At 41.8% G+C, this 26,968-nt stretch carries 27 protein-coding genes; 22 read left to right on the forward strand and 5 right to left on the reverse strand.

Annotation, left to right across the window (positions count from 1 at the left end; genetic code table 11):
- Positions 1-499 precede the first annotated feature (499 nt).
- The gene (locus tag E2R51_RS13420) at positions 500-1,513 is read left to right on the forward strand and encodes a S66 family peptidase (protein WP_133377595.1); all 1,014 of its coding nucleotides are present in this window, start codon (positions 500-502) and stop codon (positions 1,511-1,513) included.
- Positions 1,514-1,754: 241 nt separating this feature from the next.
- Here the strand turns inward: E2R51_RS13420 and E2R51_RS13425 are convergent, their stop codons facing one another.
- Complete coding sequence (locus tag E2R51_RS13425; protein WP_133377596.1) at positions 1,755-2,384, reverse strand: NUDIX hydrolase; 630 nt, start codon at positions 2,382-2,384, stop codon at positions 1,755-1,757.
- 235 nt (positions 2,385-2,619) lie between these two features.
- Between E2R51_RS13425 and E2R51_RS13430 the strand changes: the two genes are divergently transcribed.
- Positions 2,620-2,889, forward strand: a complete 270-nt coding sequence (locus E2R51_RS13430) for a hypothetical protein (protein ID WP_133377597.1) — start codon at positions 2,620-2,622, stop codon at positions 2,887-2,889.
- A 33-nt stretch (positions 2,890-2,922) separates the two neighbouring features.
- Here the strand turns inward: E2R51_RS13430 and E2R51_RS13435 are convergent, their stop codons facing one another.
- Positions 2,923-3,357, reverse strand: coding sequence for a peptidylprolyl isomerase (locus tag E2R51_RS13435; protein WP_133377598.1), 435 nt, complete (start codon positions 3,355-3,357; stop codon positions 2,923-2,925).
- A gap of 271 nt (positions 3,358-3,628) precedes the next feature.
- Here E2R51_RS13435 and E2R51_RS13440 point away from each other — a divergent pair, with 271 nt between their 5' ends.
- The 16 genes from E2R51_RS13440 (at position 3,629) to E2R51_RS13515 (ending at position 21,383) form a co-directional block, all read left to right on the forward strand.
- Positions 3,629-4,549, forward strand: a complete 921-nt coding sequence (locus E2R51_RS13440) for a proline dehydrogenase family protein (RefSeq protein ID WP_133377599.1) — start codon at positions 3,629-3,631, stop codon at positions 4,547-4,549.
- 44 nt (positions 4,550-4,593) lie between these two features.
- Positions 4,594-4,875 (forward strand): hypothetical protein, encoded by a 282-nt coding sequence (locus tag E2R51_RS13445; protein ID WP_133377600.1) that lies wholly within the window; start codon positions 4,594-4,596, stop codon positions 4,873-4,875.
- A 27-nt stretch (positions 4,876-4,902) separates the two neighbouring features.
- Entirely contained in the window at positions 4,903-5,469 is a 567-nt protein-coding gene (locus tag E2R51_RS13450) for a superoxide dismutase family protein (RefSeq protein ID WP_133377601.1), read from the forward strand.
- A 446-nt stretch (positions 5,470-5,915) separates the two neighbouring features.
- Positions 5,916-6,209, forward strand: coding sequence for a WXG100 family type VII secretion target (locus E2R51_RS13455; RefSeq protein WP_133377602.1), 294 nt, complete (start codon positions 5,916-5,918; stop codon positions 6,207-6,209).
- Positions 6,210-6,345: 136 nt separating this feature from the next.
- The gene (yukD, locus tag E2R51_RS13460) at positions 6,346-6,585 is read left to right on the forward strand and encodes an ESX secretion system protein YukD (RefSeq protein WP_133377603.1); all 240 of its coding nucleotides are present in this window, start codon (positions 6,346-6,348) and stop codon (positions 6,583-6,585) included.
- Between the two features lie 15 nt (positions 6,586-6,600).
- Positions 6,601-7,935, forward strand: a complete 1,335-nt coding sequence (essB, locus tag E2R51_RS13465; protein ID WP_133377604.1) for a type VII secretion protein EssB — start codon at positions 6,601-6,603, stop codon at positions 7,933-7,935.
- A complete protein-coding gene (gene essC, locus E2R51_RS13470; protein ID WP_133377605.1) occupies positions 7,935-12,392 on the forward strand; it encodes a type VII secretion protein EssC in 4,458 nt (1,485 codons plus the stop codon). Before essB ends, essC begins: the two co-directional genes overlap by 1 nt.
- Positions 12,389-15,157, forward strand: a complete 2,769-nt coding sequence (gene esaA / locus E2R51_RS13475; protein WP_133377606.1) for a type VII secretion protein EsaA — start codon at positions 12,389-12,391, stop codon at positions 15,155-15,157. Before essC ends, esaA begins: the two co-directional genes overlap by 4 nt.
- On the forward strand, positions 15,144-15,632 hold the full coding sequence (gene essA, locus E2R51_RS13480; RefSeq protein WP_133377607.1) for a type VII secretion protein EssA: 489 nt from the start codon (positions 15,144-15,146) through the stop codon (positions 15,630-15,632). Before esaA ends, essA begins: the two co-directional genes overlap by 14 nt.
- A gap of 150 nt (positions 15,633-15,782) precedes the next feature.
- Positions 15,783-16,586 carry an ABC transporter permease gene (locus E2R51_RS13485; RefSeq protein ID WP_133377608.1) on the forward strand — a complete coding sequence of 268 codons (804 nt, stop codon included), beginning with the start codon at positions 15,783-15,785 and terminating at the stop codon, positions 16,584-16,586.
- A gap of 4 nt (positions 16,587-16,590) precedes the next feature.
- Positions 16,591-17,370 carry an ABC transporter ATP-binding protein gene (locus tag E2R51_RS13490; RefSeq protein ID WP_133377609.1) on the forward strand — a complete coding sequence of 260 codons (780 nt, stop codon included), beginning with the start codon at positions 16,591-16,593 and terminating at the stop codon, positions 17,368-17,370.
- Positions 17,371-17,384: 14 nt separating this feature from the next.
- Positions 17,385-18,452: an ABC transporter substrate-binding protein gene (locus E2R51_RS13495; RefSeq protein ID WP_133377610.1), complete on the forward strand. Its 1,068-nt coding sequence runs from the start codon at positions 17,385-17,387 to the stop codon at positions 18,450-18,452.
- A 102-nt stretch (positions 18,453-18,554) separates the two neighbouring features.
- Positions 18,555-19,001, forward strand: a complete 447-nt coding sequence (locus E2R51_RS13500; RefSeq protein WP_133377611.1) for a DUF4385 domain-containing protein — start codon at positions 18,555-18,557, stop codon at positions 18,999-19,001.
- 128 nt (positions 19,002-19,129) lie between these two features.
- A complete protein-coding gene (locus tag E2R51_RS13505) occupies positions 19,130-19,282 on the forward strand; it encodes a YpzG family protein (protein WP_133377612.1) in 153 nt (50 codons plus the stop codon).
- A gap of 144 nt (positions 19,283-19,426) precedes the next feature.
- Positions 19,427-20,014 (forward strand): YdhK family protein, encoded by a 588-nt coding sequence (locus E2R51_RS13510; protein WP_133377613.1) that lies wholly within the window; start codon positions 19,427-19,429, stop codon positions 20,012-20,014.
- 415 nt (positions 20,015-20,429) lie between these two features.
- On the forward strand, positions 20,430-21,383 hold the full coding sequence (locus E2R51_RS13515; protein WP_133377614.1) for an acetamidase/formamidase family protein: 954 nt from the start codon (positions 20,430-20,432) through the stop codon (positions 21,381-21,383).
- A gap of 201 nt (positions 21,384-21,584) precedes the next feature.
- Here E2R51_RS13515 and E2R51_RS13520 read toward each other — a convergent pair whose 3' ends face one another.
- Positions 21,585-22,025 carry a DUF6376 family protein gene (locus tag E2R51_RS13520; protein WP_133377615.1) on the reverse strand — a complete coding sequence of 147 codons (441 nt, stop codon included), beginning with the start codon at positions 22,023-22,025 and terminating at the stop codon, positions 21,585-21,587.
- A gap of 75 nt (positions 22,026-22,100) precedes the next feature.
- Here E2R51_RS13520 and E2R51_RS13525 point away from each other — a divergent pair, with 75 nt between their 5' ends.
- The 4 genes from E2R51_RS13525 to E2R51_RS13540 all read left to right on the forward strand — a co-directional run bounded on the left by E2R51_RS13525 (position 22,101) and on the right by E2R51_RS13540 (position 25,080).
- The gene (locus E2R51_RS13525; RefSeq protein ID WP_133377616.1) at positions 22,101-22,829 is read left to right on the forward strand and encodes an MOSC domain-containing protein; all 729 of its coding nucleotides are present in this window, start codon (positions 22,101-22,103) and stop codon (positions 22,827-22,829) included.
- 25 nt (positions 22,830-22,854) lie between these two features.
- Entirely contained in the window at positions 22,855-23,493 is a 639-nt protein-coding gene (locus tag E2R51_RS13530; RefSeq protein WP_133377617.1) for a pyridoxamine 5'-phosphate oxidase family protein, read from the forward strand.
- A gap of 21 nt (positions 23,494-23,514) precedes the next feature.
- Positions 23,515-24,027, forward strand: coding sequence for a GNAT family N-acetyltransferase (locus E2R51_RS13535; RefSeq protein WP_133377618.1), 513 nt, complete (start codon positions 23,515-23,517; stop codon positions 24,025-24,027).
- 63 nt (positions 24,028-24,090) lie between these two features.
- Complete coding sequence (locus E2R51_RS13540) at positions 24,091-25,080, forward strand: Gfo/Idh/MocA family protein (protein WP_133377619.1); 990 nt, start codon at positions 24,091-24,093, stop codon at positions 25,078-25,080.
- Between the two features lie 47 nt (positions 25,081-25,127).
- Here E2R51_RS13540 and E2R51_RS13545 read toward each other — a convergent pair whose 3' ends face one another.
- Both E2R51_RS13545 and E2R51_RS13550 read right to left on the reverse strand, forming a co-directional pair.
- On the reverse strand, positions 25,128-26,012 hold the full coding sequence (locus E2R51_RS13545) for an EamA family transporter (protein ID WP_133377620.1): 885 nt from the start codon (positions 26,010-26,012) through the stop codon (positions 25,128-25,130).
- 207 nt (positions 26,013-26,219) lie between these two features.
- On the reverse strand, positions 26,220-26,846 hold the full coding sequence (locus E2R51_RS13550; protein WP_133377621.1) for a hypothetical protein: 627 nt from the start codon (positions 26,844-26,846) through the stop codon (positions 26,220-26,222).
- Between the last annotated feature and the right edge of the window lie 122 nt (positions 26,847-26,968).

Below are 26,968 nucleotides of genomic sequence, written 5' to 3' on the forward strand. Positions count from 1 at the left end.
CCTAGCAGAGGAACACTCATTTGTTTATTGGGAAAAATACAGAAAATTCAGTTGTTTAGTAGAATTATGTTTTAAAAAGAAGAATGCTTGTGTGGCTGGGGAATTTCGATATTTACTTAAATCAATAAGATGAATAAAATGAATAGTTTTCTGCTGAATAGGTCTTAAAGACCTATAAAAAGGGAGGCATAGACGGCTACATGCAATCATCCCATACTTGTTGACAGCTGAATACACTGGTGAAAAGAAACTGTATCTTACTATCAAAAGGGAAAAAATGTTAAAATAATATTGGGAAATTTTAAAGAAAAGGTGAAAAAAGTCTTTGTACTAATTCAAATTTCTCTTATAAAACTTCTTATTACTAGCTATTTATGAAGAAATGTTCTCATTTTACCGCCAAATTTTATCAAAAAGCTTCATATAAAATCACCGTTGCGTTACACTGATTAATATTAATTACTTTATATGGAAAAAATGATAAGAGGAGGCTTTTTCTATGATTCACTACCCGCAGTTAAAAAAGGGAGATACGATCGGAGTAACGGCGCCATCATCAGGGGTTGATAAAAATCTTCATCATCTGGTGAATGAATCGATTTTCAGAATGGAGCAAAGGGGTTATCAAACCATTTGCGGTGATACCGTTTGGCAGCAGAAAAAAGCTTCTGCAGCTCCTGCAAGTATAAGAGGTCAGGAGTTTAATAATATGATGAAGGATCCAGCTGTGGATATTATTATTCCTCCTTGGGGAGGAGAGCTGTTGATTGAAATGCTGGAATACGTCGATTTTAAAAAAATGAATCGAAAATGGATACTAGGTTATTCCGATACGAGTCTTTTGCTTTTAGCTATTACTCTTAGAAATGGCCTTGCAACTGCTCATGGGACAAATTTTATTGATCTGCGGGGGGAATCAATGGATCAGACGACAGCAAGGTGGATCGATGTCCTTTCTACCCGCAAAGGGGATTCAGTCATCCAGGCTTCTTCTATTAAATATCAAAAAGAATGGGACTTTGAGAACCCTTCTTCTGAAGTGTTCCATTTAACTGAACCGACGGAATGGAAAACAGTATCCGGTAGGAAAGAACAATTCAAAGGAAGATTTCTTGGAGGTTGTATTGACGTTATCCGCCACTTAGTCGGTACTCCATATGGAGACGTTGTGCAGTTCAGAGAAGCTTATACGACAGGAGAGCCCATCATCTGGTACCTTGAAAACTGTGAAATGAACACTGTCGACTTGAGGAGAACATTGGTTCAGATGAAGCTTGCAGGCTGGTTTGATCATTGTGCGGGTCTCGTATTTGGCAGGAGCAGTGCAAATGCTCCAGTGGAAGATTATGTTATAGAAGATGTTTATGAAGCACTTTCCCGAGAGCTGGAGGTACCGGTTGTCTATGATGTGGACTGCGGACATGTCCCCCCGCAGATCACATTTATTAATGGAGCAGTTGGGGAGGTAACCGTGGAGAATGGCAAGGGGACGATCGAACAGTGGTTTATGTAAGCAGTTATATACTGGCAGGTTATCCACATGTGCATAACTAATTAAAGGAGCTGCTGCGCAGCGGTGCCATTGAAAAAGTCATCTTATAAAGGCGGTTCAGTACCGCTGCAATTAACTTGGGATATCAAGTTATATAAAGTAATAGCAGGAAAGTACTCTGCGCAAATAGTAATGCCTTCACGAACAAATGTCCTGTTCGAGAAGGCATTCTCTTCGTATTTAATGAATTGGGCAAGCGCCATTACTGTGGACAGTTCATATTTATCTTTAATTTACTGATGATTTCTGCAAAATAATGTTTCTCATGCGGCACAAAATCATGCTTATGCACATTTCTATCCACATTATACCGGCGTCCATCTTTATCTTCCTGAAAACCGCTGATCATCGCCTTCCCGATTTTACCGCTGATAAGATCTTCAAATACATCGAGCCGGATACGGAACATTCCTGAAACCTCAGACTGTTGAAGTACAAACCCATTGAAAGAAGGGTCAATCTCGTAATAAAAGGTATGACAGATTTCATTATCGAGGACATTCCCATGAGTAAGACGTTCTTTAATTATTCCAAGCGGGCGAAGGTCTGAATAGCAGACGGATAAACCAATTTCTTCTTCTGCTTCACGTACGCCATCTGCTGCGGTTTCATGTGACAGAATATGGCCTGCCGCTGTAATATCAAGCATAAGCGGGTAATCTTTTTTTAGGGGGCTTCTCAATTGAAAATACAGATGCAAATCACTGCCTTCTTTATGTACGAGCCAGCAATGAAATGTTTCATGCCAATAGCCTTTTCGGTGAACTTCGTTCCGGTCAGCTTCACCAAGTCTCCTATGACTCTCATCAAAAATTGAAAGTATTTCCTTCATGTCAATTCCTCCAGCCGCGCTTTTAGTTTGCAATATAGTGTAGAAAGAGCTTGGTTTCTATTGTTTCTGCAGTCGTTTACACTTGAATATAGAAGAATGTGAAGAGGGGTGACTTTATTGTTGTTCGGAGGGGAGTATGTACCTGACTGGTTTTACATTGTCGCAGGCGTTGCAATCATCAGTTTTATTATTTTGGTATATTTAAAAACCGATACTAAATAGGGGGGATAAAAATATGAATCCGGTTATTTTGATTTGTATATATATTGTTATTTTATCAATCAGCATTGTCTATGTGTTTCAAAAAAGAAAGAAGAGTAAGGGGGAAAGGGATATAAAAAGTTTTATAACGCCTATTTCATTTTTTGTAATCTCCATTCTTGCTTTTTTTAGTGCATTAACTGGAAAAGGAGGCATTGGCATCTGGCTGTCAGTCACAGCACTCCTGCTCATTGGTGCGTTTTTCACCAAATATTTACCCCTTTCGAGTGAGAAAAGCAGTTAAAAAAAAAGAGCATTTCTGCTCTTCTTTTAAAGGTTATTCAGATACGCGGATTGAGTTGATGCCTGCGCCTTGATCCATTTTTAATGCATGCTCCAAGCCTTCAGTCACTTTACCAAAAACAGTGTGAACGCCATTTAGATGCGGCTGAGACTCATGAACGATGAAAAATTGGCTGCCGCCAGTATCTTTGCCCGCATGTGCCATTGAAAGAGATCCTGCTACATGTGTATGAGGATTTCCTTCTGTTTCACATTTGATAGTATAGCCAGGACCACCTGTACCATTTTTATTTGGACATCCTCCTTGGCTTACAAAACCAGGGATAACGCGGTGGAAATTCAGGCCGTCATAAAAGCCTTCGTTAGCCAGTTTTTCAAAGTTTGCAACTGTACCAGGGGCTTCCTCCGGATAAAGTTCAATAGCTAGTTTGCTGCCATCTGTTAATTCAATTGTACCTGTTTTAGTCATGTGTAAGTCACTCCTTTAAATGTATCATTCTCGGTTTCCATCTTACCACGTTTCAGCGCAGATAGAAAAGAAAGAACCCCGGCCGTCTAAATGATTGACAGGGGTTCTTTTCATCTTCAGTTTTATTGCGAATTGCTGCTTGATTAGCAGCATCAATATGTATATTTAACGGATGCGCGTTAACTAAACAACAGATTAGCTAGTTTTTTGTTTAGTCAGGTGGGGAAAAGGTAGTTAACGAGTTCAATATGTACTTTAGAGGAGGATCTTCATGGTAGAAGAAACGATGCGTACGTTTTTCACCTTTCTGGCCAAAAACAAACCGTTGATCAAAGTAGCCAGAAGCACTGGATTAACCCTTGGCGGTTCTCATTTCGTAGGCGGTCAGACAGTCGACGGAGTAGTAGATCAGGTTAAAGCTTTTAATGAAAAAGGAATTGGTGTTACGATCGATTGTCTGGGAGAATTTATTAATAATGAGGAAGACGCTAAAGAAACGGTCGACCTCTGCCGCAATGCGATTGCTGCTATCCAAAGCCACGGTCTTAACGGGCAAATTTCATTAAAGCTTTTTTCAGTCGGACTGGAATTGGGGGAAGAAGTCACTCTTTCCAATATGCGTGAGATATTAGAAGAAGCTAAAAAGCATAATGTTTTTGTCACATTAAACATGGAAGAGTATGTGAACTGCGGGAAAATCATCGAAATATTTACCAAGCTTCGGAAAGAATATGACAATATAGGAATTGCCCTTCAAGCAAATCTTTTCCGCACAGAAACCGATGTGGAGAAACTGGAGGAACTGTCTCCAGCCATACGTTTTGTAAAAGGTGCATATAAAGAATCACGTGATGTAGACATTAATGAAAAAAAATTAGTAGACGAAAATTATAAAATGCTTGTGAAAAATCATATGTTAAAGGGTCATTACGTACAAGTGGCAACTCATGACAATGATATGATTGATTTCGTAAAAGAGCTGGTCTCAGAGCACAACATCCCTTACGACCAATTTGAGTTTCAAATGCTTCAGGGAATGCGGGATGAAAAGCAAAAAGAACTCGCTGAAGAAGGTTATAAAATGGTGGTCTACGTACCGTATGGACCAGACTGGTACACTTACTTTATGAAACGATTAGCCGAAAGACCCGCAAATGTAGGCTTTACGCTTATGTCGGTGTTTAGAAGATAACAATAATTGTTTGGTTAGTGCCATTTTCGCTGTGGAAAGCGGAAGTGGCTTTTTTTGCTAACTTTTTTAAGAATGCTGCTGGAGCTGTGACCGATATCTGCGGCATCTTGATCGATATTTCTGAAAAAATGTTAGATAAAATGCCAAAGTTGATTAATATCTGCCGCATTCTAATGATTTTGATCGAAATATTGATAGGATCGATCGATATAATGGAAAGGGTGATTGATAAACAAAGCAGAATGATCGATAAGTCCACAAACGTGTTCGATAAAAATAGCAGCGCTGCACGGTATTACTTTACCAATTCATGGCTATCCTTCTAATGAATGATTTTTTAGGAGGGTTTAGTAATGAAACTGCGTTTAATAGGAATAATGTTTATGGCAGGTGTAATAATAGGCGGCTGCAATGCGATGAATAATTTATCTTCGGATGAGCAGGTCGTTAAGGTTAGTGAAGAGACGGCACCTTCGATTATGGTTGATATGATTAATACAGAAGGAAAGTCCGTTGGAAAAGCGACATTGAATGAAACTGAAAAAGGCGTAACAATCGGTTTGCAGGCAGAAGGGCTGGAGCCGGGAGTAAAAGCCATCCATATTCATGAGACCGGGTCTTGTAAAATTCCGGATTTCACCTCTGCAGGTGATCATTTCAATCCTGATCACAAAAAGCATGGGATTGATAATCCTGAGGGCTTTCATGCAGGTGACCTGCCTAATTTAACGGTAGATCCAGATGGATCGGTTAACCTGGAGTTGACCGTAGAAGCTGTAACATTAAAACAAGGAGCTAAAAACTCCCTGCTTGATGATGATGGTAGTTCATTGGTTATACACGAAGGAAAAGATGACTATAAAACAGACCCATCCGGTAAGAGCGGTAAACGAATCATTTGCGGAGAAATTTTAAATTAATCAAATAACATAGCCCCTCTCTTATGTCTATCATAGGACTGGGGCTTTTTTATGGTTGCCATTGGATCAGAATGAGTGTACTGAGTCACTTATTTACCCTTTAGATTTGCATTGCTTGTACCTTCAAAGTTTTCCAACCGCATTTTGCTTCAGATTGGTTCTTGAACAAAAATATTATAGTAAAATGGTCTGTTCTCATAGAAAGAAGGATTGTGTGCGAAGGGGGTGATTTGTCACGATATAAAATGAGTTTATACAAATTTATTTGATTATAACGTGATTAAAAAGGAATTATGCACTGTATATTCGACAAAAAATGATAAGATGCGCCTTTTGTGTCAGTCTATTTACATATTTTAATAAAATTTTAGTTTAAAGTTTGATATTCCATCGTTCCTTGCTACAATAGATACAGGTAAAAAAAGTTAATAAAAGGAGAGATTGAGATGTCAGGAAATATTCGCGTTACTCCAGCAGAACTGGAACAGGTTGCAAGTCGTTATCTTCAAGAAAGCAGCATGGCAAATGAACAGGTAACCCGCTTGGACAATATGATCGACCAGCTTGTATCAATGTGGGAAGGACAAGCAAGCCAGGCGTTTGCTGATCAATACGCTGAGTTGCGCCCTTCTTATGTGAGAATGTCTCAATTGCTAGAAGAAGTTTCCCGTCAACTTCAAAGTGCTTCTAATGCGCTGCAAGAAGCCGATTCAAATGTCGCGAACCAAATTCGCGGCTAATTGGAAAATGATAATTTGATAAGAAATAAGAGCGCTGATTCTGCAAAGAGGATAGCGCTTTTTCTTGGTTTGAACGCTGCTGTTAAAAGTGTGCCCCGCTAGCATGGGTTAATAAGATGCGCCAGAGGTGAACGTGATGTACATAGATGTAACAATTGATTTAAAGCATTATACAGGTGAAATATTTGATTTGCGTCTATCAGACTATTATTCTGCGAAAAAATTAGTAGATATTGTATGGCAGGCAAAAGGAATTGCTATTCAACCAAAAGAAGGAAGCTGGCTTCGTGTGGCAAACAAGGATATTCTTCTATACGGCACACACCAACTCTCATCCAAAGGTGTTACTAAAGGGGATCGTATAGAAATTTTATAGAGGAGCTGCCGGCTAATGAAGGAACATAAACTTACATATTTAGAAGAACGGCTGGATGCTAAGGCAGACCATACAAACGGTCATGTTTTTACATTCCAGCAAACAAAAATTAAATTGGTGGATGAAGTGGAAATTCATCTATTAAAAACAGTCCATCCTGAACTGAAAAAAGAAATTCATACCACAGAGGATGAGGTGGTCATCTCAGTCATTCCTCCAGAATCATTTCAGCCATTCACAGCAATGCATAAAAAATCACGATTAGCCCGATGGACATTTGCTTTAAAGCTTGTTCATTTTTCAGAGCGAAAGCTTTCAAAGCGGCTGCATCCCATTTATTCTCCGGACAATATCATCATCGACCGATCCAACTCACCCTATTTGCTGCACTATGGAGTAGAGGAAAGTCTGCCTCCTTATGAGAGAGAGGAAGAATTGTCTTTTAATGAGTTAAAAGCAAGTATTTTATACGCAATAGATTCTTCCAAGCCATTTAAAGATTATCTGCATGTGCATCACACGCTTCAGCTTACCCCTGCAATGCAGGAAATTCGTGAGGCGGCTGATGCTGAGGTATTAAAAAACCTGCTTATCGCACAAATTGACGAAGAAGAAAAGCGTCAAAAAACTTTTACAAATGTGCCGAATAAGGCATGGAAAGTAAGAAAATACATTCTCATTGGTCTGACCGCCTTACTAATCCCGTTACTTATACTCAGTTTTTATTCTTATTTTTTTATTCAGCCAAGGCAGGAAGCCTATATAAACAGCAATGAGCACTTCCTGAAGAACCAGTATAGCAATGTAGTGAATGAATTATCAGATCATAACCCCGACCGTATGCCATATGTCGTGCAATATCAGCTGGCACGGGCCTATATCGTGGTAATGGATGTATTAAAAGATGAACAGCGTGCCGCGGTAGAAGACCGGATTACACTCCAAACCGATCCTCAGTACTTTTTATTCTGGATCAATCTCGGCAGGGGGGAAAACGAGGACGCCATCAATATAGCCAGATCCCTGCAGGAACGCGATCTCATTATGATGGGTTTATTGCAATATTCAGAAGAGATAAAAGCAGATGATGATTTGACCGGGGAAGAAAAACAGCAGGAACTCGATAAAATTAATCAGGAATTAGAAGAGTATGACCGTGAACAAAAAGAACAGCAGGAGCTGGAAGAAGCTGAAGAAGCCGAAGATGGCGAAGGAAATACCCAGGATGCAGAAACAGAGGCTGAATCGAAAGCTAAGCCAAAAGAAGAAACAAAAAAACCGGCGGACAAAAAAGATGAACAGGCTTCGAGTGAAACGAGTGCTGATAAGACGCAAAATGGGGTGGCGTGATGGAGCAATTAACCGTTTTTTATGATGACACCCTTCAACGGCACGAATTTGATCCACTGTCATTTGATACCCTTACAATTGGTCCGTCTATTAAAGATACGATTGCGATTCGTTCGTTGAATGATTCCATTCAGTTTAAAAAAGCGGATGAGCAAATTGATATTATGTTCAAGGATCATCTTGAAGCAAAATTAAATATTGGAACTGCACTGACCCTTCAGATTCAGGGTAAGACATTGACTTTCCACTGGATTGAAATTCCCCAAATGGAGCAGTTGTTTTATATAGGAGGCGAAGAGGAAGTGTTTTTTTCCTCTCTCGAACAGGCGGATGCTCATGTTTACTGTCATGACCCTGCTGTTATGGCCAGCTCTACCTCTGAATGGTCAATAGCACGGCAGTCAGCAGGCTGGACCCTTATTCCATCAGGACGGGATCTCTATGTCAATGGGGAACGTAAAACCACGCGAACATCTATTCAAAATGGAGATTTAATAGAGTGGGCTTCGAGCCGATTGATGATCATGGATGAAGATCTGCTGTCCATCAGGAGTGAAACAGAAACTTTCAGCAATCTTCCAAGAACGATGGAACCAACAACTGAAATGAAGAAAAACTATCCTGTATACAGAAGAACGCCCCGCATGGTGTATGAGCTTCCTGAAGAACGTGTGCAGATGACATTTCCAAGCCAGGAAAGTGAAAACAACAACCGCGGATTGTGGCTGATTATTCTGCCGCCGCTCATGATGCTGATGGTTATGGTAATTATTGCCCTGATTCAGCCAAGAGGACTTTTTATTATTATTTCTGCAGTTATGTTTATGACAACAATCATGACCTCAACCGTTCAGTTTTTCAGAGAACGCAAGAATCATAAAAAGCGCAAGGAAAAAAGATTGAAAGTATATACAGCTTATCTGCAGCAAAAGCGGCAGGAACTCCATGAGCTGGCAGCAAAACAAAAAGAAGTGCTTCAATTTCATTATCCTGATTTTGAAGATATGAAATATCTTACCTCCCATATCAGCGATCGAATTTGGGAGCGGACACTGACGAGCAGCGATTTTCTGCATGTAAGATTAGGGACAGGGGAAGTCCCGTCAAGCTACGATGTGTCGCTCAGCAATGCAGACCTCTCTAACCGGGAAATTGATGATTTGCTTGAGCAGGCTCAGCAGCTTGAAATGCATTATAAACAAGTAAAGCAGGCACCGGTGGTCATGAATATTGCTCAAGGGGCGGTCGGACTTATTGGAAAGCAGTCAATTGTAAAAAACGAACTGCATCAGCTGGTTGGACAGCTGGCTTTTTCTCACAGCTACCACGATCTGCGATTTGTGTTTATCACACACGAAAATGAGTATAAATCATGGGAATGGATGAAATGGCTTCCTCATTTTGGTCTGCCAAACTCCTATGCAAAAGGTTTTATTTACAATGAGCAGTCCAGGGACCAGCTTTTGTCCACCATTTATGAATGGATACGGGAAAGGGAGCTTGAAGAGGAAAAAGACGCTTTATTTGTTCCCCATTTTGTGTTTGTGATAACCAATCAATTACTGATAGCAGATCATGTCATCATGGAATATTTGGAGGGGGAATACGCCCACCTTGGTTTGTCGGTTATATTCGCTGCTGAATCCAAGGAAAGTCTGTCTGATAATATTCATACCCTGGTTCGTTATATTAATGAGCAGGAAGGCGATATTTTAATTCAGGAGAAAAAGGCGGTTCGGATTCCATTCCAGCTGGATGAAATGAAAAAAGAAACAAATGAACATTTTGCCAGACGTCTTCGATCACTTGACCATCAGGTCGGAATGACAAATTCAATCCCCAATTCCGTATCATACATGGATTTATTTAAAGCAGGTGATGTAGCTGATCTTCAGATTGATCAGCGCTGGAGAACGTCAGAATCCGCTAAATCGTTATCTGTACCCATTGGATTAAAGGGAAAAGAAGATTTAGTGGAATTAAACCTTCATGAAAAAGCCCATGGTCCCCACGGATTGTTAGCTGGAACCACAGGCTCCGGTAAAAGTGAATTTTTACAGACCTATATCTTGTCGCTTGCGGTGCATTTCCATCCACATGAGGTCGCATTCTTACTGATTGACTATAAAGGCGGCGGAATGGCTCAGCCGTTCAAGAATATGCCCCATTTATTAGGGACAATCACCAATATCGAGGGCAGCAAGAACTTTAGTGCCCGTGCATTAGCTTCTATTAAAAGTGAGCTGAAGCGCCGCCAGCGATTATTTGATCAATATACGGTTAACCACATCAACGAATATACCAAGCTGTATAAGCAGGGAGAAGCGGAAGTACCTATGCCGCATTTATTTCTGATTTCAGATGAGTTTGCCGAGCTAAAAACAGAAGAACCGGAATTTATCCGGGAACTGGTGAGTGCTGCAAGGATTGGACGAAGCTTGGGGGTTCATTTGATTCTGGCAACCCAAAAACCAGGTGGCATTATAGACGATCAAATCTGGAGCAATGCACGGTTTCGAATTGCCCTGAAGGTTCAGGATGCAAGCGACAGCAGGGAAATTCTGAAAAATGCTGATGCTTCTCATATTACGGTAACCGGAAGAGGATATTTACAGGTTGGAAATAACGAAGTATACGAGCTGTTTCAATCGGCATGGAGCGGGGCGGCGTACCAGCAGGAAACGATGGCGAATGAAGATGAAGTTGCTTTGGTAACGGATTTGGGACTTATTCCTTTATCTTCAATTTCTACGGAAGAAGAAAGAAAATCCTCCGGCATAACAGAGATCGAAGCGATTGTTGATGAAATAGAACGCATTCAGCATGCGCTTAATATAGAACAGCTTCCAAGCCCTTGGCTTCCGCCGCTTCCTTCAAGAATCGTTATGTCCTCTGAGGAGTCTGGTTCCCTCGAGTTTGCCTTAATTGATGAACCTGAAATGCAACTGCAGACACCTTATGCCTACAAGCTCATGGACGATGGCAATATTGGCATCTTTGGTTCCTCGGGTTACGGGAAATCAACCACCATCCTTACCCTTTTAATGGGATTTGCCCGTCAAATGAATCCGGACGAATTGCATTATTATGTATTTGATTTTGGAAACGGAGCGCTGCTGCCGATTAAGCAGCTGGGACATACAGCAGATTATTTTCAGGTCGATGAGCCGAAGAAAATCGATAAATTTATGCGGTTGATGAAGCAGGAGCTGGGCCGGCGCAAACAGCTGTTACAGCAAAAAGAAGTCAGTCACATCAAGCTCTATAATGAATTAAGTGAGGAAAAACTTCCGCTGGTCTTCATTGTCGTTGATAATTTCGATCTGGTTAAAGAAGAGCTGCAGGAAATTGAGATGCAGTTTACTCAAATTGCCCGGGATGGACAATCTTTAGGTGTTTATATGATTTTAACAGCTACACGTGTGAATGCAGTCCGCCAGGCGCTTCTTAATTCTTTAAAAACCAAAGTGATCCATTACCTGATGGATACCAGTGAGGCATACACCCTGGCAGGCAGACTGCCATTTGAAATAGAATCCATTCCTGGCCGTGCTGTTATTAAAAAAGAGCAAGCTGTGTTCACTCAGATATCGCTGCCGGTTGAAGGTGAAACGGATTTGGAGCTGTTTGAAAATATCCGGGAAGAGATTCAGGAGCTTAACAGGAAGTATGAGTTTTCTCAAAAACCAGAAGGCGTGCCGATGCTGCCGTCCGAACTTCCGCTGCCAGTGTTTACGCAGCAGTATGCGGGTGATCGGAAAAATGGGCTGGTTCCGATTGGACTGGATGAAGAAACCGTCCAGCCTGTTCATATAGAACTGGCAAAAGGGAATCACTGGCTTATTGTCGGGTCCTCTCAAAAAGGGAAAACCAATGTTTTGAAAATATTGCTCCGTGATCTGCTTGAAGAGGAACAGCAGTCAATTGGTTTGTTCGACTCTATTGACAGGGGATTATCGAGCTATTCAAATGAAGAAGGCATTGATTATCTGCAGTCAAAGGAACAAATTGAAGAGTGGCTTGCGGGGGTTCAAGTAATCGTTGGCAACCGGTCTGACCAATATACAGCTGCTCTTGAAGGGCATGCCCCGGTACCTGTTTTCAAGCCGATTGTTCTTATAATCGATGGTGTTGGACGTTTCCAGCAAACCATTACACCTGCATTGCAGGATAAAATCGCATCGTTTATGAAGCAGTACAGCTACCTTGGCTTCTCCGTTATTGTTGCAGGAAACAGCAATGAGCTATCAAAAGGGTTTGATTCCTTAACAACAGAATTAAAGCAAATTCGTCAAGCCATTCTATTAATGAAAAAATCCGATCAGAACCTGTTCACTCTGTCATTTACCCGAAATGAAGAAGAGGTCCTTCCTGGCTACGGCTATTTCATTAAAAATGGAAGAGAAAAAAGGATTCAAATTCCATTATATGTAGCAGAAAGGAATGTACCTGAATGACAGAACAACGAAAACATCTACTGAAAATGGTCGGTATCATGATTTATATCATGGTACTCCCGATTTTATTTTTCACCTACATTGGAGATAATCCAAACCGGGTGACAGAGCAAATGACAAGAGAGATTGCCATAGTCAATGAAGACACGGGAGCAGAGCAAGATGGTCTTTCGTTTAAATTTGGGCAGGAGGTATCTGCCCTGATAAACGAAAATTCGAATTATAACTGGACCGTTGTTGGCCGCAGCGCAGCAGAAAGTGGATTGGAAGAGCGTGCTTATGATGCAGTACTCTATGTTCCATCGGATTTTTCAGAGCATGTGTTAAAGTTCAGAGACCGCTCTCCATCAAAAGCATCGATCGAATTTGAATTGCAGCCTCAGCTGAATGCGAAAAATAGCGAACGTGTTCAGCGTGAATTAGAAATGGCTCGCAATGAAATTAATGGAGAAATGTCGACGATTTATTGGAGCTATATCGGCCAGGAAATTGATCATGTGAAAGTGGCTTTCACAGAAATTCTAAACAAGGAAATCGCGTTCCAAAATGCCATGAACTCATTCTACAGCAGCGGCTCCCAAACACTGGCTGAAGATATTGAAGACCAGAGCGGTTTATTAGCCCAGCTGAAATCCTCAATTGAAGAGGGGAGTGATGGTGCAGAAGAGCGGGTTCAAACGGTGGAAGAAGCAGATCAATATCTTGAGGGATTTCTTGAGGATGTTGATGCTTACCGCGAATACCAGCAGGAACAGCAAGCTTTATTAAATGAGACATATGCAGAAAGCAAGCGTTTAATTGAGGATAGCAGTGCAGCCCTTGCTGCAGAGCAAAATCAGGCTATGCTGTCATATGGAGAGCAGCAGGAAGCTGTATTGAATAACGTTAACGGAATACAAGAACAAATTGACGTGACCAGCGAACTGGCGAATCAGCTAAGTGATCAGCGTGAAGGTGCGATGGGTCAGCAGATACAAGAGCTGTATGAGCTGCAGGAAGTTCTGCTGGAAACGTACAAGCAGGACTTGTATGTTACGAGCCTGGATCAAATTCAAAATGTATTAATCCCTCTGCGCAACGGACTGGTGGCAGGTGGAGCGCCTGTTGAAGAAGTTCCGGGCGGAGGAGAAGAAATAGTCGAAGAAGCCATTTTAGACAGCATTGAAGAAGAACGGGCTGGCCTTTTGGAAACTGTAACGAAAGTAGGAGAAGTGCAGGAAACAATTTCAGCGGTGCCCGTTGAACAGCTCCCTGAAGGTGAAGGCATCGTGGCAGCGCTCGGCGAAGTAACGTCATCTCTGCAGGCTATTGACGCCGGTTTGGAAGAGAAACAGCAGTCCGACTTGGAATGGCAGACTCTTTATAATCAATTGGTTGAGCAGCTTCAATCGACTGAACCTGAGATTCCGCAGGAGGATGAGTCCTTCAAGGAAACGCTGCAGGCAATTGAAGCAGAGATCGTTGGATCAGACGTACTGTCGAGCTCCCGCAAGTCAGCACTGGGTGCTGCCTTTAACCAGGAGTTGAATGAAAAAGAAGGCAGTGCACTCATCACCTATGCCCGTGTGCTTGGTGAATACGGGCAGCTTGTGAAGGAACTGGAGAAAACAGATGATCCGGTTGCTGACGAATTGCTGGCAAATGAAGAGCTGTTACTAAACTACCAGCGTATTCTTGCCGTTGATTCACGTGAGCAGCAGGCGTGGGACCAGCTAAGCGGTTCGATGGCTGTGGCAGAGGATGAAGTAAACAATTTCTCTGCTCAGACAGAGGGGTTAATGGATAATTACGACTCCATTATCAATGAGCAGCAAGGAATTATTTTAACTGAACTGGATACGATTATCGCTAGCACAGAAAACCTGGCTTCAACCCTTACTCAGACAAATTCAAATGAAGCAGAGGAAAGCAGTGCACTTGTGAACGGTTCGCAGGCTGCACAACTTCAGCAGCAGGTTGGCGGCGAGCTGACCGCTTTAAACGGACTGATGAAGTCTTTATCAGAACGTCAGGATGGAGTCATTAACTACACTGCTGAACTACAGACGGAAGTGGACCGGGTTCAGCAGGAATCCAATGCACTCAATCAAAATTGGGGAGAAAACATTCTGTTTACCGAAAATGTTGCGGCGGATTTAAACGAAATCTTTGATAATGCCAGAGTGGATGGGCAGGCCAATGGCTATATTTATGATTTTCTGTCGAATCCAGTGAATATTTCAGGAGAGGTACTGGAAGAAGAGACGGTGAATCTGCCACCTGTTGTGATGCTGGTCATCCTATTGGCAAGTGCTTTGCTAATCGGATTTTTTACAAACCACTTTGCTTTATCACCTTGGTTTGTCCAATTATCCCTGTTCGGATTGCTTAACTTGGTAGTAGGGCTGATGATCAGTATATTTGGCCTTACCATTTACCCGCTTGCTAACGACCAGGCAATTATGTGGTCAGTCTATACAGTTTTGCTGTTAATGGCGGCATCTGGACTGGTGTTTGCTGCATTTAGCTTTGGTTCAAGTGTGGGTTGGATTGTCACAGTGATATTAATGCTTTTATTTATCGCACCTTTGCTGGATTTGATCCTTCCAAACTTCAGCTTCGATGATCCGATTACCCGGGTTTACTTGTCCATCCAATACGGAACACAGAGTCTGTTCCCTATGGCGGTCATTACATTAAGTTCAATCATTGTAGTTCTTTCACTTGTGTTACTTGCAAAAAACTGGTTTAAAACGAAAGAGACAGCTGAAGATGAAGCAGCTTAAGCGTGCTGCAGTGGCATGTTTCCTGTTTTCTCTGTCTCTGGGGATTGTTTTACCTGCGCTTGCGGCCTCAGCCTCCGTTGTACAGCCGAATCTATACGAGGAGAAAAAAGTTGATTTAAATACAGACTATTTTCATGAGGATTCGCTGCTCGACCGGAGAGAAGGCCTGTCAGATCAAATCCAGTCGCTCACATTCGATGGAAGCAAGATTACGTCATTTGATCAGCTCAGGGAGGAACTGTTTCTTTCTCCAGTAAAAGAAACAAACACCATCACTTCCCGTGCACAGGAGCTGGGGCTATTTACAGATGAAAATAAAACATCAGTGCCTTACAGCTACTCAGGCCAGGAAACGAAGTCAGAATGGAATGTCATGATTGTGGTTTTTGCGATAATAGTGGCAGCCGCTGCAGGGGCGATGTTGTTTTTACTGGTAAAGTACTCAGCAAACGGGGCTAAAAAGACTTCCGCATAAGACGTATATGTAAAAAGAAAAAGAGCAGGGCCGCCTTTCGAAACGAAGGCGGCCCTGCTCTTTTTTGCATGGTAAGGACTTTTAGGTGATGGTGTCATCTGCACACATTTTCCCTTCATTACATATTATTTTGTTGAAGGGGTGGTGAAGATGCACAACAAAAATCCAATTGAAACAGAACAACAGGAATGGCGCAAATTACAGCTCCAAAAGCGTTTAAAAACATGGCTGACAATTAGTTCACCTGTTTTTCTTCTGCTTATCTGGCAGCTTTCCTCTATGAGCGGCCTGATTGACGCCAGATTTTTCCCGCCACCGACAGCCATATTGTCAACTTTTTATGAATTACTTACTAATGGTGAATTATTCCAACATATAAATATTTCTCTGTTCCGAATTTTTGCCGGTTTTCTGCTAGGCGTGATTCCCGGCATCATTGTCGGATTATGCATGGGCTTGTACGCGCCAATAAGGCATTTTATTTCTCCTGTCATTATGGCTTTAATGCCGATTCCAACACTAGCCTTGCTGCCGATTATTTTAATCATCTTTGGCATTGGGGAAGTATCTAAGATTGTTACGATTGCTGGGAGCGTCTTTTTTCCCGTGGTAATCAACACAGTAGCTGGTGTGATATCTATCGAATCCATTTACTTGGATGTAGCGAAAAACTATGGAGCGAACAAAAAGGATTTCTTTTTAAAAATAGCGCTGCCGGGCTCTCTGCCGGTGATGCTTGAAGGTATACAAATGGGGCAGGCGATTGCTCTTCTAACCATCGTTGCAGCTGAAATGATGGGAGCTCAATCAGGAATTGGCTATTTAATCTGGACGTCCTACAGTGCATTTCTACTAAAGGAAATGTTTGTCGGGCTGATTTTAATTTCATTTTTTGGTTATATCTTTTCGCTGTTATTAAGAGCGCTGCAACGGAAATTACTGCCGTGGAGGTGATGATGTGAGCCAAAATCCTAAAATTTCGATCCAGCAATTAACAAAAGTGTTTTACAAAAGGCAAAACAGTGTGACAGCGATTGAAAATATTTCTTTAGATATTGAAGAGGGAGAATTTGTGTGCATCGTCGGTCCAAGCGGCTGCGGGAAAACAACCCTGCTGCGCATTTTGGCGGGGCTTGAAACGCAAAGCTCTGGTCATTTTTCTATTCAGCAAAGCAAAAAAGACCGTCCAAGCCAATCAATGGTTTTCCAGGAAAAAGGAATCCTTCCATGGTTAACGGTAGAAGAAAACGTAGCCTTTGGCCTGAAAATGCGGCATTTGCCAAAAGCACAGGTGAAAGAGCGGACGGATTATTTTTTAAAGAAAGTTGGACTGGGAAAGTTTTCAAAAATGTATCCGAAAGAGCTTTCCGGCGGAATGAAGCAGCGGGTCAGTATCGCCAGGGCTTTTGCGAATGATCCTGAAATATTGCTGATGGATGAACCGTTTGGCGCTTTAGATGAACAGAATAAATATATTTTGCAGGAAGAACTGCTATCGATCTGGTCTGAAACCAAAAAAACGGTTATTTTCATCACGCACAGCATTGATGAAGCACTGTACTTAAGTGACCGGGTCATACTTATGAGTGCACAGCCCGGCAAAATCACAGCTGAAATGAAAGTTGACCTTCCGCGCCCGAGAAAACAGGAAGACATCCGCTCCAATCCGGAAATGGCGGCTAAATTTTTAGAGATTTGGAAACATCTGCAGGAGGAAGTACAAGGATCAAGAAGGTGAAGGAGTGAGCACGGATGAAAAAATGGCTCGGCATTTTAGGAGTTCTCGTTTTGCTTTGCGGCTGTGCAGATAAAGAGGATGTAAAAGTCAACGATAGTGTCAGCAAGGATAACCCATCAGGGGATTTAGCTCCTCTAAGCAAAAAAACAAAGGTAGTCATCGCTGAGGATGGATCGGCTTCTGGAGCTGGATTTTATATTGCTGATAAAAAAGGATACTTTGAGGACTATAACATTGAAGTGGAATTTGCTACTTTTGCCAATAGTGATGATATGCTGCCCGCACTTGCATCCGGAGAAGTGGATATCGCAGGAGGCATTTCGTCCGCTTCCTTCTTCAATGCCATAGCCCAGGGGATCGATGTGAAAATCATTGCGGATAAAGGTCATAATGTAAAAGGAAAATCCTATTTCTCTTTTGTGATCGCTGCAGATAAACAAAACGAAATTAAAGAATACAGTGATTTAAAAGGCAAGAAGATTGCCGTATCAACCAAGCATGCCCTGGATGATTACATTTACCATCAAATGCTTGAGCACGCAGGACTCAAGGAAGATGAAGCTGAATTTGTTCTCATGTCTGACTTTGGCAATATGCTTGCAGCCATCCAAACAGGCTCGATCGATGCAGCACTGCAAATAGAACCGCTTATTACCCAGGGCATTTCGCAGGGAATTCATGTGCGTCTGGGTGATGCGACTGATTTTGCTCCGGAAGCCCAAATTGCCATGGTTCTTGGTTCGCCAAAATTCATGGAAGAAGAACAGGATGTATCACTGCGCTTTATGACTGCCTACTTAAAGGGTGTTCGGGATTATAACGATGCCTTCAAAAAGGATATAGGCAAAGATGAAATTATTGATATTATGACTCAGTACACCGCATTAAAGGATGCGGCTGTGTGGGATGATGTTTTTGTAACAGGACTTGATCCTGACGGCAAAATGTTTATAGATAATATTCAGGAACAATACGATATGTACAAGAAAAATGGTGCCATTAAAGGCGAAATTAATTTTAAGGACGCAATTAATACGGAAATAACGGAGAAAGCAGTAAAAATCATCGGGGAATATGAATAATCCAGCACTGTCCAAAATTTCTTTTGGACAGTGTTTTTTTGTGAACGACGGGCGTTTGTGAACATTCAAAAGGGTATACAGCAAAAAAAGGAGGGTTTTAGCATGCCATTTGATTATGACCTGGATTTTGATCATATTGATTTTAGAGAAAAACCTGAACTTTACCGTGTCGGACGCGGCGAGCAGGGTGTGTTAATGGTCGAGCCCTATAAAAGTGAAATTCTTCCCCATTGGCGATTTAAAACGCCTGATATCGCAAAAACATCCTCGGAAAAAATTTACAAGATGTTTCTTGAGTACAAGAAAAAAGATGATTTTGTCGGAATGGACATGGCCCGAAAGTTTATCCAAATGGGCTATACCAGAGCAAGACGATACGCTAATTACAAAGGAGGGAAAAAATACGATAAAAGTGGAGAGTTAAATGAGCGGGACATTAATGATGAAAAAGCAGAGTCTGCCGCTATTTTTGAAAAAAAGTGGATTATAGTACGGGAAGATGAAGAATACTTGAAGGCTAAAAAAGAACATCAGAAAAAGTACGGCTAACCAATAAAATTCATCATTTGAGCTTATTTTGCATTTATTGATTATAATTTGTCTCTAATTACACACCCTAAAACAGATATTCCACAGTGAGTGTCATGTTTTATAATCCTGCTGACGAGGTGATTCAAATGAGCTCAAAAGATCAACTGGATCCGCAATCTCAAAAATTTCACCACAATTGGACACGGCCTAAGCATGCATCTTCGCAGGTGAATGGCCACACCGAAATGTCCCAGCATAATATCAAGCTGAGAAGCGTGGCAAAAGCAGGGCGCCGGTAAGGATTAAGAGAAGACTCGTATTGGTCGGGTCTTCTCTTTTATGAATAATAAGGGTATTCATCATTTATTACAAAATGTTGTACATAAGTAGGATACACTACTCTTATAGAGGAATTACATAGATGGGAAAAGGGAGGCAAAAAAATGTATACGAACAAAATCTTATTCAGTTTGGCAGCGGCATCCGTTTTGCTGGTGGCAGCAGGCTGTTCAGACCAATCAGAAGAAGGGTCAAATAATAACGAGCACGATCAGCATGTAGAGATGAGTGAAAATGAGTCTATAGAAATGGATCACAGCATGCATTCCGGTTCAGGAGAACTACCTGAAGGGCTGCAAGAAGCAGCTGACCCAGCCTATGAAGTGGGCAGCAAAGCGTTGATCAATACAGACCATATGCCCGGTATGAACGGTGCTGAGGCTGAAATCAGCGGTGCTTTTGACACCATCGCCTATGCCGTTACCTATACCCCGGCTGACGGAGGAGAGCCTGTTGAAAATCATAAATGGGTGATTCAGGAAGAATTAGAAGGTCTCGGAGATGAACTGCTTGAACCGGGAACCGAGGTAACTCTTGAGGCTGATCATATGGAGGGTATGGATGGCGCTGCCGCTGAAATCGTATCAGCTGAAAAAACTACAGTATACATGGTTGATTTTGTGCCAACTGACAGCGAGGAAAAAGTAGAAAACCATAAATGGGTCACTGAAAACGAATTATCCCTTGAATAGTATAATAATATTTATGATTTCTTTATGTGGATGGGACAAAACTCATTGAATTACAAAAAGAATGTCCAAATTTAAGGACATTCTTTTTGTTGTGCAGAATCCTTTTTGGATTTCCCGTAACATTTTAACGCCTAGGTTCATTGGAGCGGAAGGCGGCGACTCCTGCGTGACACAGCGGGAAGGGTGAGACTGTTTGATGCGGCAGCATCAAGGAGGCTCACCTCCCGCCACGCGGAAAGCGACCGCCTGTAGCGGAAATGAACCGGTCCCTTTTTGGAGAAACAGTCAGTGTCTCTATAATGTCCCAGCCTCATATTTAAATTAAATTGACGAAATAGTATGTAAATTATTTTGGTAAACAACTGTTATAGAGTACAATGGAAGAAAATAGTATTTCGGAGAAAGGATGAGCATAATGTCTGCGACACACAGCTTAAAAGCTCAAAATGATTATTTGCACGGTTCGTTTAGCAGAGAGTATCAGCCCATTATTACCATTAACTCCGGTGACTCAATTAAAATGAACACGATCGGTCTTGAATGGGGCTATTCCCATGCCGACGGAAGGAAGGAAAAGTTTGAATCGCGGGAAGATGAACAGGGTCTGGGCCATCCCCTGATCGGCCCGATTGAAGTTAAAGGAGCCAGGCCGGGAATGACGCTTGAAGTAAAAATAAATGAACTGATTCCAAGCTGGTACGGCTGGAATGTGGCGGGAGGAAGCAACGGCTGGCACAATATAAGTCTCGGGCTTTCTGAAGTGCCTCAAATTAAGTTAGACTGGGAACTCGACCGGGAGGCAATGACAGGATCAACACAAATTGGAGACCGGACCTTTACTGTTCCGCTCACTCCATTTATGGGTGTAATGTCAACCGCGCCTTCTGAAGAAGGATGCCATTCAACTATTCCGCCACGTTATTGCGGGGGCAATATAGACTGTAAAGAACTGGTTAAAGGAAGCGTGCTGTATCTTCCTGTAGCGGTTGAGGGTGCTATGTTTTCAGTAGGGGATGGTCACGCTGCCCAGGGAGACGGGGAGGTCTCCGGGACGGCTATTGAATGTCCAATGGACGAAGTCAATCTCACCTTAACCATCCATGAAGATCTTACGTTGGAAATGCCGCGTGCCAATACCCCGTCAGGATGGATTACATTCGGATTTAACGATGATTTGAATAAAGCGACGGTTATGGCACTTGATGGGATGCTTCATTTTATGCAGGAAACCTTTGGGCTTGATAAAACGGAGGCGATGGCGATCGCCAGTGTTTCAGTTGATTTAAGAATCACCCAGATTGTTAACGGTGTAAAAGGTGTTCATGCTGTCCTGCCTCATGGGGTGATACAACAGATTTCCAACAAGTAGAGTAATAATTAAGCTAAGCGTTTACAGGAAACATAATAGAAAAATAATTGTGTAAAAAACATACTAAGATTAATGGGCACCATCATCGACGGATGATGGTGCCCATTAATCTTAGTATGTTTATGCTGAGTTTTGTCTTGAAAAATAGAGGAAAATCTTTCAATATGTCGAAATGTAGAATAGTGGTTAACCAGGAGCTCTTTATAATTCAAGCTGCTGAATCTGATCTAAAAGCTGGGTCATCTCATTAATCACAGAAAAAATTTCTGTGTTTTGCAGCTTTTCTACGGACAGTTCACCGCTTTCCATGGCTGTATCAATCCCGTTAAGCAGCTGTTCGTTTTTTTCAACGACTGAATTGTGAAGATCTGCTGCAATAGAGGGTTCTTCAAGGTCATTGAACTCATTTATATTAGCTTTAAGTGTGGTTATTTGTGCCTCTAATTCCGCCTTTGCGTCGGGATTCGTTGCGGCATCCTGAAGCAGCGAAGGGGCATTTTCCCCAAAGTCTTGAAGTTCATTTATATATTCTGTAGATTCATTCGCATAATTTAATGAACTGTTTACTTCTTCTAAAATTGAGCAGCCGCCCAAAACAAAAAGTGAAATTGCAAATAGTGTGGTGCAGAGAATTTTTTTCATTTTGCAGTTCTCCTTTACGTAGTATATAGCTATCATAACATTAGAATGTATTAAAACAGAAAAAGGATGATGACAATGTTAATTGGGTATGTACAGGAAATCACCCGTCACCCTGTTAAATCCTTTCAAGGGGAAACTGTTCATCAATCATATGTTATGAACTATGGCTTATACGGAGACAGAAGTCATGCATTTAAAGATGATTCCAGAGTGAATAAATATCTAACCATTACGCAGTGCCCTCAAATGGCTCAGTACGAGGCGCGTTTTCATCAAAGAGATTCTCTTGGTTCCTATCCTGATATACAAATTACAACACCTGACAAACGGCTGTTAAATTGGAAAGATCCTGAACTGAAAAAGGAAATGGAACAACTCTCAAACCGTCCGCTTACTCCTGTCGCATATACTCCTCAGCATGTTCCGATCGGGGCACTTGAAGAAGCGCATCTTTTGCTGATTACCGATGCTTCACTTGATAAACTTTCGCAAATGAGAGGAAGTCAAGTTGATGGAAGAAGGTTCCGTCCGAACATCTTAATAAACTTAATTGATAAAAAGCCCTTTGATGAAGAGAAGTGGATTGGGAAATATTTGTTGATAGGGAAAAAGGTCAAGATAAGCCTGTCCTCCTTATGCAGCAGATGTATGATTATCACAGTGGATCCGAAAGATGGAACAAAGGATCCTGCACTGCTTAAAACGATTGCCAAGGAAAAGAACAATGAATTTGGTGTCTATGCTTCTGTTGTTCATACAGGGGAAATAAGTGTGGGAGACGAAATTTATCTTTTGGATGAATAAGTTTTCCGTGTAAGGAGCAGAAGGAATGTGCGATAAAAAACGATTTCAAAAGGTGATTCATTCACAGATTGAACTCGAGTCCATTGTGGGAAAACCAAGTGAGCTGGTCAAAAGAAAGGTCATTCATTCGATTGATCAGCACTGCAAAGATTTTATTAATAAATCACCATTCGTAATTTTATCTACAGCAGATGACGCGGGGTTTTGTGATGGATCTCCCCGCGGGGATATGCCGGGGTTTGTAAAAATTATCAATGAAAACTGCCTCGTTATTCCAGATAGACCGGGTAATAAACGGATGGATTCAATGAGAAATATTATAGCCAATCCTAAAATCGGCCTTCTTTTTATCATTCCGGGTTTGGGAGAAACGCTTAGGATAAACGGAAGTGCCCAGCTGATTCAGGATGAAGAGATCCTACAAGAGATGGCGGTTAAAGGGAAAATACCTAAGATCGCCATTGCAGTAGAGGTTGAGGAATGTTTTATACATTGTGCAAAAGCATTTAAACGTTCCGGTCTATGGCAGCCGGATACGTGGCTGGATTCTGGTGATGTGCCCTCTGCAGCGAAAATATTGAATGAACATGCGAGGCTTCCGGATTACACGGTCGAAAAAATGGAAGCAAGATTAGAAAAAGGCTATATGGAACGGCTGTATTAAAAAAAGATGGAGGTGACACTCGTGTATCAAGTGAGAAAATTAGAATTGCATGAACATCCGTTTTTACTGGAAATGCTATATGAATCTATTCATATACCTGAAAACAAGCCTGAAATAAATGAATTGCTAAATAGCAACGGACTGAAAAAGTACAGTGAGAACTGGGGCAGACCAGGAGATAATGCTCTGGCTGCTGTCGATGAGGAGGGTCATATGCTTGGAGCTGTCTGGTATCGATTGTTTTCACAAGACGAGCCTGGGTATGGCTTTGTGGATCAGCACACACCTGAGCTGGGAATGGCCATCAGGGAATCTGAACGGGGAAAAGGCGTTGGTTCACTGTTAATGAGTGAGATTATTAGACTTGCTAAAGAGCAGCAATACGATGCCTTATCCCTGAGTGTAGATCCGGAAAACACATATGCGGTCAGATTGTATAAGAAATTCGGCTTTGTGAAAACGGGAGTGTCAGGAACCTCTGACACAATGGTGTGCAATGTTCATGAAGTCTATGAATTAGTGAAGAAGAACTAATTTCTAGAAACGTTTTTTTACATAATCGATTATCTGGAACATAATGAACTGGAGGGATTTATCATGATCAACACAGCGCTTTTAAGCAGATGGCATGTGCATGCAGACGACTATGAAAAAGAAGCGAATGACAACCCGGCTATCTCTATACAGGCGGTATGGGATGATGATACAGAGAGAGGCAAGGGGTGGGCGAAGGAGCTTGGTGTTCCGTTTCATGCGGATCTGGATGCTCTTTTAGCGGATCGATCCATACATGCGGTAATCGTCGATACACCAACTGCTGATCACAAAGAAATCATTTTGAAAGCAGTTGCCCACGGCAAGCATATTTTCAGTGAAAAGGTTTTAGGGCTTACTGTGGAGGAGTGCCAAGAGATTTTTGAAGCGGTCGATCGAAATAATGTGTCACTAATGCTTTCACTTCCAAGGTTATGTGAGGGTTATTATCTTCTTGCTCAGGATATGCTTGATAAGGGATTGCTTGGGAAACTTGCCTCGATTCGATGCCGTGTAGCCCATAATGGAGCAGTTCCATCCCAAAAAAATCCGGCAGGATGGCTGCCTGATCATTTTTTGAAAAAAGCTGGAACAGGCGGCGGGGCATTGATTGATCTCGGTGCTCACCCTATTTATCTGACAAACAGGCTTGCTGGAAAAGCAAGAAGTGTCTCAGCAAGATTGCATCACTTTCTTGGACATGAAGTAGACGACCAGGCTGCAGTGATGGTTGAGTATCAGTCCGGGGCACTCGGAATAATCGAAGCTGGGTTTGTTTCGGAAGGTTCATTTTACCTTGAGCTTCACGGCACAGAGGGCATATATATTACAGATGGCAATCATGTGCGATATAAAAGCATTCACGTCAACAACGGAGATTGGGTTGAGGCACCGGAACTTCCGGATAATCTGCCGAGTGCGATGCAGCAGTGGGTAAACCAAATTGAGCATGGTACGGAAGCTCCGATTACAAGAGAAGACATGCTGAATCTTACATTAATGAATGTTTTAGCTAAAAGCTCAGATCAAGAAGGAAAAAGAATTGAGCTGTAAAAGGATAAAAACACCATTCACGCTTCGGCGGATGGTGTTTTTTGTGGTTATCCTTTATTAATGCTGACTGCTGCCGGCCTCTTAACTGAGGAAAGAACCAAAATGGCACAAAACACAAACCCAATGCCAATCCAGGATAAAAGCGATAGCGATTCTCCGATAAGGAAAACTCCTAAGAGGGCAGCGGTTAAGGGTTCCGCAAGTGCGAGCGTTACGGCGGTAGAAGCCGGAACTCTTTTAAGGCCGGTCGCAAACAATAAATAAGCTGCAGCTGTTGCAATCATGCCAATATACAGACTGATTATTAGACCCCTTAATTCAACTAGCCAGCTCAGATCAAAAAAGATAAGAAGCGGTGCTAAAAAAATACCACTCAGTGTAAACACCACTCCAACCACAGTATCGGGTGGATGCGTCATTAGAAGTTGCTTGCTCATTATGGTATAGCATGCAAAAGATAATCCTGCACCAAGAGCTAATAGAATGCCAGATGGGTTGATAACAACCGTTCCCTGACTGGAAAATAATAAGATGCAGCCGAGGATAGCCAAAGCGGTAGCCGCCCACCAGCTTTGGGAAGGAATTCTTTTATAAAAAGACCATTCCAGAATGCCGGCAATAATTGGTGCGCTCCCAATGGCGACCACAGTGCCAACAGCAATCCCGGTCATGCTAACTGCCGAAAAAAAGAAGGGCTGATAAAAAGCCATGCTAAGTGCGGCAATGAAAACAGACTTCAAGGGCCAATTATGAACGGAAAACTTGCCCTGTAAAGAAATGAGCATCAACAAGCTAAGACCGCCAATTGCCAGTCGCATTGCACCAAAGGCAATTGGGTGAGTGGAATCGGGTGCATATGCCTGCGCAGTGCCTGTCGTCCCCCATAATACCGCTGCAAATAATACATACAAAATAGAAGATCTCCCAGTCATTAGCCCCGCTCCCAACCCATTTAAATATAAATTATTTGCCTGTCTTTAGAATTTCCTATATATAAATGCAGAACGTTACATTTAAGATGCCATGATAGATGAATCTTTTTCCGGCGTTTTGCTTTAATTTGAAGAAAAGTGACCGATAATGCAGAAGGGTCCACACTTTCACACAAAAATCCCCTCTCAAATGAAAGGGGAGGCATTTTATAAATTTGTATAGTCTTCCTTAATTATTTTCATAACTGCCCCCATCGTTTGCCCTTTAAATGAATCGGGGACAGATTTATTAATGGGATTTTTATAGTATAGAATATCTTTTTCTTTAATGTAAGTGTAGCCGAGGGTTCCGAGCGAATGCTGCATGGATTCGGAAATGTTTTTCGATTCGGTGTACTCGTAAAAGTAGGGTGTAGGTAAAATCGTAACATCAACGTCACCCAGCTCGGTCTGGACAATAAACAGATCATTTGGCGATTGGCAAATCCATTGTCCCTTAGAATAAATCGAGATTCCTGAATTTTCAAGCGAAGAAATGCCACCCAGGTTTACTCCAAACACATCATTAATAAGAGTGCGTACCAGCGGACCATTTTTATGTACTTCATTTTCTTCTATTTTTCGATCAAGCAGCTGAATTTTTGGAAGAGAAGGGGTCGGAGATTCATCGGCCAACGGATTATACTCCTCGTAACGATGTGAAATTTCCACTAGATTAATATTAAAGACTTGGTTTACAATCGAATAAATACGAGATGGAGTAACTTTAGTTTCATTTGTGATAAGAGAATCCATTTTTTCTGCTTTTGTTAATGTTTCAAATAATGTATTCATGCTAACCTCCATTAGGCAGTTGATAAAAAGATTGTAGCATGAAAGCAATGAGGAAAAAAATAACTTTACTTAATCAGAAGGGTTCCAAAGATCTGAAATTATACTGAATATAGTGGCATAGG

It is taken from the genome of Jeotgalibacillus sp. S-D1 (assembly GCF_004358665.1).
Taxonomy (GTDB): Bacteria; Bacillota; Bacilli; order Bacillales; family Jeotgalibacillaceae; genus Jeotgalibacillus.

Bases quoted from the DNA above. Each gene is read 5' to 3' on its own strand.
- E2R51_RS13420 (WP_133377595.1), top strand. From the start codon at position 500: ATGATTCACTACCCGCAGTTAAAAAAGGGAGATACGATCGGAGTAACG.
- E2R51_RS13425 (WP_133377596.1), bottom strand. From the start codon at position 2,384: ATGAAGGAAATACTTTCAATTTTTGATGAGAGTCATAGGAGACTTGGT.
- E2R51_RS13430 (WP_133377597.1), top strand. From the start codon at position 2,620: ATGAATCCGGTTATTTTGATTTGTATATATATTGTTATTTTATCAATC.
- E2R51_RS13435 (WP_133377598.1), bottom strand. From the start codon at position 3,357: ATGACTAAAACAGGTACAATTGAATTAACAGATGGCAGCAAACTAGCT.
- E2R51_RS13440 (WP_133377599.1), top strand. From the start codon at position 3,629: ATGGTAGAAGAAACGATGCGTACGTTTTTCACCTTTCTGGCCAAAAAC.
- E2R51_RS13450 (WP_133377601.1), top strand. From the start codon at position 4,903: ATGAAACTGCGTTTAATAGGAATAATGTTTATGGCAGGTGTAATAATA.
- E2R51_RS13455 (WP_133377602.1), top strand. From the start codon at position 5,916: ATGTCAGGAAATATTCGCGTTACTCCAGCAGAACTGGAACAGGTTGCA.
- yukD (WP_133377603.1), top strand. From the start codon at position 6,346: ATGTACATAGATGTAACAATTGATTTAAAGCATTATACAGGTGAAATA.
- essB (WP_133377604.1), top strand. From the start codon at position 6,601: ATGAAGGAACATAAACTTACATATTTAGAAGAACGGCTGGATGCTAAG.
- essC (WP_133377605.1), top strand. From the start codon at position 7,935: ATGGAGCAATTAACCGTTTTTTATGATGACACCCTTCAACGGCACGAA.
- esaA (WP_133377606.1), top strand. From the start codon at position 12,389: ATGACAGAACAACGAAAACATCTACTGAAAATGGTCGGTATCATGATT.
- essA (WP_133377607.1), top strand. From the start codon at position 15,144: ATGAAGCAGCTTAAGCGTGCTGCAGTGGCATGTTTCCTGTTTTCTCTG.
- E2R51_RS13485 (WP_133377608.1), top strand. From the start codon at position 15,783: ATGCACAACAAAAATCCAATTGAAACAGAACAACAGGAATGGCGCAAA.
- E2R51_RS13495 (WP_133377610.1), top strand. From the start codon at position 17,385: ATGAAAAAATGGCTCGGCATTTTAGGAGTTCTCGTTTTGCTTTGCGGC.
- E2R51_RS13500 (WP_133377611.1), top strand. From the start codon at position 18,555: ATGCCATTTGATTATGACCTGGATTTTGATCATATTGATTTTAGAGAA.
- E2R51_RS13505 (WP_133377612.1), top strand. From the start codon at position 19,130: ATGAGCTCAAAAGATCAACTGGATCCGCAATCTCAAAAATTTCACCAC.
- E2R51_RS13510 (WP_133377613.1), top strand. From the start codon at position 19,427: ATGTATACGAACAAAATCTTATTCAGTTTGGCAGCGGCATCCGTTTTG.
- E2R51_RS13515 (WP_133377614.1), top strand. From the start codon at position 20,430: ATGTCTGCGACACACAGCTTAAAAGCTCAAAATGATTATTTGCACGGT.
- E2R51_RS13520 (WP_133377615.1), bottom strand. From the start codon at position 22,025: ATGAAAAAAATTCTCTGCACCACACTATTTGCAATTTCACTTTTTGTT.
- E2R51_RS13525 (WP_133377616.1), top strand. From the start codon at position 22,101: ATGTTAATTGGGTATGTACAGGAAATCACCCGTCACCCTGTTAAATCC.
- E2R51_RS13530 (WP_133377617.1), top strand. From the start codon at position 22,855: ATGTGCGATAAAAAACGATTTCAAAAGGTGATTCATTCACAGATTGAA.
- E2R51_RS13540 (WP_133377619.1), top strand. From the start codon at position 24,091: ATGATCAACACAGCGCTTTTAAGCAGATGGCATGTGCATGCAGACGAC.
- E2R51_RS13545 (WP_133377620.1), bottom strand. From the start codon at position 26,012: ATGACTGGGAGATCTTCTATTTTGTATGTATTATTTGCAGCGGTATTA.
- E2R51_RS13550 (WP_133377621.1), bottom strand. From the start codon at position 26,846: ATGAATACATTATTTGAAACATTAACAAAAGCAGAAAAAATGGATTCT.